The following is a 7740-nucleotide window of genomic DNA, read 5'->3' on the forward strand; positions in this document are numbered from 1 at the left end:
GGCCGCGTTGGTGGAGTGGAGCTGAGGCTGCTGCGCCCACCACTGCAAAGCCGCCGCCGGGGAGGTGCAGGTCGCCGGAACCTCGAGGATGGTGAAGGCGTTCAGCGATTCGGCCTGCTGCAAGGCGTGCGCGGCGAGCTGCGGGTCCGGCGGGTTGACGGCGCGCGCGGCGTCCGGCACCAGCAGCAGGCTGAACCCCCGCGCGCCCTGCAGCGCCAGCAGCGCGGTATCGTAGTCGGCAAGGGCCGGCGCCCCTCCGCCGCTCGGAGGCGCCACGCGTACCACGTACGCCTGCTGGCCTCCCAGGGAGAAGAACTGGTAGACCTGGGCCGATGTGGGCCGGGTGAGGTCGAGGTTTCCGAACCGCGCCACGAAGTCGGCCCAGGAGTCGATCTGAACAGGCTGGTTCACGGGGCCGCTCGCGAGGTCTCCAACGAAGGCCGCCACCCCGGTGGGCACGCCCACGATGCTCTGAGGGAAGGCGGAGAGCTCCACCACGTACTCCCCCGGGGTGGATGTGCTCGAGCCGAGGGCGCCGGCGCGCGATGCGGCGCTCGCGCCGTGCGTGGCCGTGGCGCGGATGAACACGGTCGCGTCTGCCTGCTCGGCGCTGTACAGCTCGAGGGTATGATCGCCGGCGCCAACCGTTACCGTGGCGGGCGCCCCGGCTCGCGCGTTCGCCACCGCGGTGCCCTTCGCATCGCGCAGCACGGCCATTCGCACGGCGGGGCTGTCAATGCGCAGATCGAATGTGGCCGATGCTTCGAACTTCACCGGTATCACGTCGATTCCGGGCGGGCCCGTGTCTTCCGCCCCCGTAGACGCCGACGCCGACTCGAGATGATCGACCACGACGTGGTGGAGCAGGTCGGCCCGCAGGGTGGGATCGTGGGCGAGCTGCACCTCTCCCAGGGTGCGCGTTGTGCGGGCGCTTCCCGTCGGGACAGACGCCCGCACCCCCTGGTCCGGCGGCAGCGGACTCGACGCGGATGTCGACCCACCGCTGCCGCAGCCCGCGAGCAGGGGGGTGAGGGCCAGCAATGCGATGAGGCGGTGAAAGAAGCGCATACGTGCTCAGTTCCTCCTGCGACGCGCGGTTTCCCCCGCGGGGCGGCGCGCGGGGAACGGCACGGAGGTGCGTTTCATGATTGTTTCAGCCCGCCGCGCTACGCTGTGGGTGTTCGAGCTGGGATCGATGGAGTGCCAAGAACGTGATGAACGTGAACCTCAACGCGCTTGTCTCCCCCCGACCTGCGGCAGGTCTGATGCAGGATGTGCCCGTCGATGGCGTGGCGTCGCCGCCCGAGGGTCTGTCTGCACAGACCGACGCCTACGCCTGCACGGCGGCGCCAGCGCCCGGATACGTGCTGGGCGCGCCCTATCGACTCGAGGCCGTCAGACCCGGCGACGCGGCGGCGCTGGCCGCCATCGACCGCAGCGCCTTCACCGCGCCCTGGCCAGTCGAGCGCTTCGACACGCTGCTCGCGAAGCCGAGTGTGGAGGGGCTGCTCGCGTCGACCGCCCTCGGCACCCTCGGGTACTTCTTGATCGATCATGGATCCGAGCGCGGCGGCGCCGACTACCTCTCGAGCATCGGCGTGGTGTGCGCGGCCCAGGGCAAGAAGGTGGGCGAGCGCCTCTTCCTCGAGGCGGTGAAGCAGTCGCGCGACAGCGGCGCCCCCGCGTGCTGGCTGCATGTCGATGTCAACAACCACGGCGCCATGCGCCTCTATGAGAAGTACGGCTTTCAGGTCGCGGGCCTTCTTCCCAACAACTATCCGGAAGATGGCCACGACGGCTATGAGATGGTGCTCTCTGAGCTGCAGTCGCCGACCGTGGGCGAGAAGCTCGCGGGTCTCGAGTCAAAGCTCGAGGCAGCCATTCGCGCGTCGCGTCCGATGCCCGCCGAGCACCATCACGTGGAGGCGCAATGAGGCGGTTGACGCGGGTCGCCCGCGCGCTGCTGGTTCTTCTCGCGCTTGCCCATGCGGCTTTGGCGTGCGCGTGTGCCGAGACGCCTGCAGCAAAGGCGTCGACCTGGACCGGGATCACGGCCGCCCAGCGTGCCGAGATCACGCAGCTGGCCGAGCCCTACAAGCGCTTTCTCGCCGCCGCCCGCACCGCGCAGCGCGCCACCCGCGAAGAGGTGAAGCAGGCCGAGCAGGCCGGGTTCGTGCCCTTCAGGGAGGCTTCGCAGTGCAGGCCTGGCGCACGGCTCATCTTCTCGGCCCACGATCGCGCGGTGGTTCTCGTGGTGGTGGGCAGCACGCCCATCGTCGCGGGCTCGCGGGTGGTGGCCGCCCATCACGACAGCCCCCACATCGACCTCAAGGGCCGTCCGGTGGTGGCTGCGGGCGAATTTGCCATGTTCAAGACCATCTACTACGGCGCGCTCAAGAAGTACCAGTGGGCCAACCTTCCCCTGGCCCTGGTGGGTCGCATCGACACCGCTGAGGGCCGGACCGTCGAGGTGTCGCTGGGGCTCGAGCCGGGGCAGCCCGTGTTCGTGATTCCCGACAATGCGCCCCATTCTGATAAAGACCTTCGCACCCGTACCTATGCCGATGTGCTTGCGGGTGAAGAGATGGATCCGGTGGCGGGCAGCATTCCCGGTGCCAAGACGAGCGTGGTCGACGAGGTGCTTGCGTCGCTGAGGCAGGCCTACGGGGTGAAGGATGCCGATCTGGTGAGCGCCGAGCTGCAGCTGGTGCCTGCCGCCGCGCCGGCTGACGTGGGCCTCGACCGCGGGCTCATCGGCTCGTGCGGACAGGACGATCGTCTCTCGGCATGGTGTGCGACGCGGGCCCTCACCGAGGTGAAGGGCACGCCCGCGCTCACCGCGATGGCCTGGATCTCGAACAACGAGGAGGTCGGGTCGATCAACAACAGCGGCGCCGCCTCCACGTTCCTCACCAGCACCTACGCCGAGCTCGTGGCGGCGCAGCAGGGCGACCGCTATCGCGACCTCGACCTGCGCCACGCGCTCCGCGCGGCCCAGGTTGTGTCGGCCGACTGCTGCGACGGGGTCAACCCCCTCTTTCCCCAGACCAGTGAAGCCTCGAACGCGGCCCGCCTCGGCGGCGGTGTCGCCCTCAAGCTCTACGGCCGTGGCTTCAACGCCAACGCCGAGTACATCGCCCGCACGCGCCGGGTGCTCGACCAGGCGGGCATTCCCTGGCAGACCCAGACCCCCAAGGTCGACGTCGGCGGTGGAGGCACCATCGGTGGCTTCATGTCGGCGGTCGAGATGGAGGTCATCGACGTGGGCGTTCCGCTGCTGTCGATGCACTCGCCCTTCGAGCTCTCGTCGAAGATCGATGTGTGGAACCTGTATCGGTTCATGAAGGCGTTCTACGCGGCGCGATAGGGGCGGCAGGAGATGCCGCGGCCACAGAACACATGGAATTCACGCCCTGGCGCCGGCGACTGCTCATCTGGCAGCCTGGCAGCGGGTTGTCGATCTTCTTGAACCAGGAGCTCTGATGAACGTTCTCAGATGTACCTTGACCACCTTGTCGCTCGCCCTGCTCGTGGGCGGTGTGGCCGTTGCAGCGCCGCCTCCCGACATTCCGCGCGCCTTCGGTCCCGATGCCGTGGTGACCCCGCTCAACCGGCGGGGCGACGATCCGCTGGCCAAGATGAACAAGGAGCTGCAGATCGTCTACTTTCAGTTCACGCGTCCCGGGCGTGCCGACTATGCCTACTCTGATGCCGAGCTGACGTCGATCTTCGGCATTGCGAAGGGAGACCGAAACCCCTGGGTCGAGGTCTCGCTCGAAGTCGCCGACGGCTTCGACGTGGCGCGTGTCGAGAAGGCTGGCGCCAAGGTGCGCGAGCGCTTGGGCAATCACGTCTTCGCCGTCGTTCCGGTGGCCGCGCTCGAGCGCGTCGCCGGTGAGCGCACGGTGACGTCGGTTCAGTCTCTCTTCGTCGGCCAGCGTCCGCGTCCGCGGGCCTCGCAGGCCGTGCCGCTGAGCGAGCAGGTGACGCCGTCCACGCGCGGGGGGGCGTTCGACAACTCCTTCGACAAGCGCGGACTGACCGGCAAGGGCGTGGCCATCGCCATCATCGATTCCGGCATCGACTGGCATCACCCTGACTTCCTGCGCCCGGACGGCACCACGCGAATCCTGGCCATGTACGATGTGTACGACACCTCGTTCGACGTGAGCGGGGGCAAGGTCGGCTCTCGTCCCCCCATCAATGCGCCGAACGGGAAGCCACAAGGCACGGTCTACACCCGCGCCCAGATCAACGCGGCGCTCGCCGGCACGGGGGTGGTCGATGCGCGCAAGGACGTGGTGGGACACGGCACCGCGTGCGCCAGCACCGCGGCAGGGAATGGTCGTGCCACCGCCAACGGCGTGCCGGCCGGGCAGTACGCGGGCGTCGCACCCGACGCCGATCTCATCATCGTGAATGCCGACACGCTCGACGATGGCGGCATCGTGCCGTTCACCTACAAGACGCTGGACTGGATCAAGGAGGTCGCCCGTGCGGCCAGAGAGCCCGTCGTCCTCAGCATGAGCTATGGCGGGCACTTCAACACCCATGAGGGCGTCACCCCGGAAGAGGTGGCACTCAATGCTGCTGTCGGCGAGGGCAAGCCCGGTATCGTGGCCTGCGTCTCGGCCGGCAATGAGGGTGAGGAGACCATGCACGCCGCGGGCCGCTTCAGCGCGCCGCTTCCCGGTGAGCAGTTCCACATGAGCCCCTCCATCGAGCTGTTCGTCACTGACAAGCGAGGCGCGGTTCTCTGCGGCTGCTTCTCGGCACTGGATGAGTGGGGCCTGCAGGTCACGGCCCTAGAGGGCCCGATGGCCGCCGCGAAAGGCGGAGCCTTCAGCTGGGCGGTGTGGAAGAAGGCAGGTCAGCTGATGCTGGGCAAGACCAAGGACCTCCCGAGCGACACCGCGCTCCCCGCGCGACTCGACGCCCAGGCGAGCGCGAATCGCTTCGTTGCAAGTCCTCGAACTGAGGCGTTCTCCATCATGCTCCCCAAGGGGCGTTACATTCTGTTCGGCTTCGGGGCAAGCGCCACGGTACCCAATGGCGGCTTCGACCTGTATCTCCCGGGCGGCGGGGCGAGCTTCGGCAAGGGAACCGTGCAGCAGTGCATGGTGGGGGCGCCGGCCATGGCGACCAACGTCATCGCCGTGGGGGCCTATCAGTTTCGTCCGAGCTGGGCGTCGGCGGAGGGCCGGCAGGTGTACATCGGAATGGACGTGGGACGCATCGCGTCGTACTCGAGCCCAGGCTTTCGTCGAGACGGCTGGGTGAAGCCGGACATCGCCGCGCCGGCAACCTACACCATCTCTGCGCTCTCCAAGGACGCGCCCGGATTCAGCGGCCGCTCAGATCGCCTGTTCATCACCGCGGATGGCCAGCACGTGGCGTGGGAGGGCACGAGTGCGGCCTGCCCCTTCACCGCCGGCGTGATCGCGCTCATGCTGCAGAAGAACCCCACCCTCGACGCCGCGCTCGTCCGGTCGATCATCATGCGCACGGCAAGACGCGACACCCAGACCGGTGCGGTGCCGAATCCGCAGTGGGGCTGGGGCAAGCTCGATCCCACCGCCGCCATCAACGCGGTCCCGTCGCCCAAGGCCGTTCCCACGAAGAAGCCCGGGACGCCGAGTCGCGTCCGCTGACCGGCAGCGTGTGGTCATGTCCTGGCAACGACGGGTCATGGCGGCCCTGCTTGTGGGGCTTGTGGTGGCGCTTGTGGGCGACGTGGCTTCGGCAAAGGGCACGCGTCGCGCCCTGCTCGTCGGGGTGTGGGCCTACGAGCGCGCCGCGTCTGAGGGGGCCTGGAAGAACCTCGGCTCACGCGCCGATGTCGACGCCATCCGCGGGGTTCTGATTGGCCATCTCGGCTTCGCTCCGAGCGAAGTGGTGGCCCTGACGACGCCCGCGGAGACCACCCATCGGGCCATCATCGATGCGTTTCGCAAGACGCTCATCGACGGAGCGGGTCCGGATGACGAGATCTTCTTCCACTACTCCGGACACGGCTCGCAGGTCCCGGATGATCGTGAGGTCGACGGCCTGGCCGAGACGCTCGTCCCCTCCGACTACGTCAGCGTGACCGATGGCGCCAACGACATCCGCGACAAGGAGATCGAGGGGCTGTTGGCCGAGCTGGCGGCGCGTGGTGTCAGACGGGTCACGCTTTCGTTCGACTGCTGCCACTCGGGGACGATCACCCGATCGCGGATGCGGGGTGTGCGGGGCGCCGGTCGCGCATCCAAGGCTCGGCCACGGATTGACGGAGGGGGCGCGGCCGATGGTGCAAGCGGCATGGTTCCCCCCGCCGTCGCGCGCGATTTCGTCGTTCTCAGCGCCTGCCGACCGGAGGAGCTTGCGGGTCAGTGCTACGATGACGCGGGCCAGGTGGTCGGCATCTATTCGATGGGCCTGGTGCGCGCACTGAGCCGGGCCACCGCGTCGACCACCTGGCGCGATGTGTACGAGATCTTGCGCGAGTCTCTGGCCGCCGATCCGCAGACGCCCCAGATCGAGGGCGCGATCGATCGTCTTGTGTTCGGGGGCAGCGCGGTGGCCACGCCTACATACATCGCGGTGCGCGCGGAAGGAGACGCCCTCCTGCTCGAGGCTGGACGTCTGCAGGGGGTTGGTCCAGGCACGACGGTCGATGTCTACGCACCGGGCACGCGCGATTTCACATCGACGAAGCCCATCGTCTCTGCGGAGGTGACGCAGGCCGGACTGGCCACCAGCACGTTGCGTCTTGGCCAGAGCCCAGCGGTTGCCCTGGGGGGCGGACGGGCGCGAATTCGGCGCCAGGTTCTCCCGGAGACGCGCATGCGCCTCGACGCGCGCGCGCTCTCGGCGCTTCCGGAGGGGCCGAGCATCACGCGCGACCTGCGCGCCCTTCCCATGGTGGAGCTCACGCAGGGCGGCACGTGCGATCTCGCTGTCGTTGCGGGGACTGGGGGATTGCGGCTGGAACGCAGCGATGGAGCGGTGGTGGCGGTGCTGCCAGCAGATGGTCGTGTGGTCGAGGCCATGCGCTCCGCAGTGGAGGGCGAGGCTCGGAGGCGCTTCATCGCCGGGCTCTCCAACGACGCGCAGGACGCGCTCTCGGTGCGCATGCGACTCGTGCAGGTAGAGCCTGACCTGCAAGATGGACACGTCGTGGGGGTGCGTCGGGTCATCGGTCCCATCGCGGATCGCGCGAAGGCGCGGGCCGGCACCTGGGTGCGCGTTGAGGTCTGGAACATGGGCTACCAGCGGATATGGCTGTCGCTGCTCGACGTGATGCCGGATGGGGCGGTGAATGTCCTGTGGCCGCCCCCTGATCGCGCGCACGCCGACGAGCGCGTGGAGAACAGCATCGACGAGAGGTGGGTTGCGCTGCCCGACCTGCTGATTCGCCTCACGCCGACCCGTGGCAAGGAGACCTTCAAGCTCATCGCCACCGATCGTCCCGTGCAGCTCGCGCCGCTGCTCGATGTCGCGCAAGCCTGTCAGCAGACGCGCGGGGCCATCTCGCATCCCATCGCGCGATGGCTGCTCGACGCCACCCTCGGGCTTCGCTCGGGACGTGACGCCATCGAGCCTGCCCAGTGGGGCACGGCTTCGGTCACCGTCGAGGTGCGCTGACTACTGCCAGTTGCCGAACAGCACGAACGGGGCCCAGTAGAACGGGTGCGCGAACGGTCGTGACGGGTCTGGTCGCCAGGGCGGGGTCTGGCATCGCGGGCGGGCTTTGCGCGC

Annotated in this window: 5 protein-coding genes; 4 read left to right on the top strand and 1 reads right to left on the bottom strand. The window is 68.6% G+C overall.

The window, feature by feature from the left end; translation table 11 throughout:
* Positions 1-1068 (bottom strand): hypothetical protein (locus EB084_15295; protein NDD29622.1); only part of this gene is annotated, 1068 nt, incomplete at its 3' end.
* 146 nt (positions 1069-1214) lie between these two features.
* Here EB084_15295 and EB084_15300 point away from each other — a divergent pair.
* The 4 genes from EB084_15300 (at position 1215) to EB084_15315 (ending at position 7626) form a co-directional block, all read left to right on the top strand.
* The gene (locus EB084_15300; protein ID NDD29623.1) at positions 1215-1934 is read left to right on the top strand and encodes a GNAT family N-acetyltransferase; all 720 of its coding nucleotides are present in this window, start codon (positions 1215-1217) and stop codon (positions 1932-1934) included.
* Entirely contained in the window at positions 1931-3367 is a 1437-nt protein-coding gene (locus EB084_15305) for a peptidase M18 (GenBank protein ID NDD29624.1), read from the top strand. Before EB084_15300 ends, EB084_15305 begins: the two co-directional genes overlap by 4 nt.
* 115 nt (positions 3368-3482) lie before the next feature.
* Positions 3483-5651, top strand: a complete 2169-nt coding sequence (locus EB084_15310) for a hypothetical protein (protein NDD29625.1) — start codon at positions 3483-3485, stop codon at positions 5649-5651.
* Between the two features lie 16 nt (positions 5652-5667).
* A complete protein-coding gene (locus EB084_15315) occupies positions 5668-7626 on the top strand; it encodes a caspase family protein (protein NDD29626.1) in 1959 nt (652 codons plus the stop codon).
* Positions 7627-7740: the final 114 nt, after the last annotated feature.

This window comes from Pseudomonadota bacterium, from assembly GCA_010028905.1.
Classification (GTDB): domain Bacteria; phylum Vulcanimicrobiota; class Xenobia; order RGZZ01; family RGZZ01; genus RGZZ01.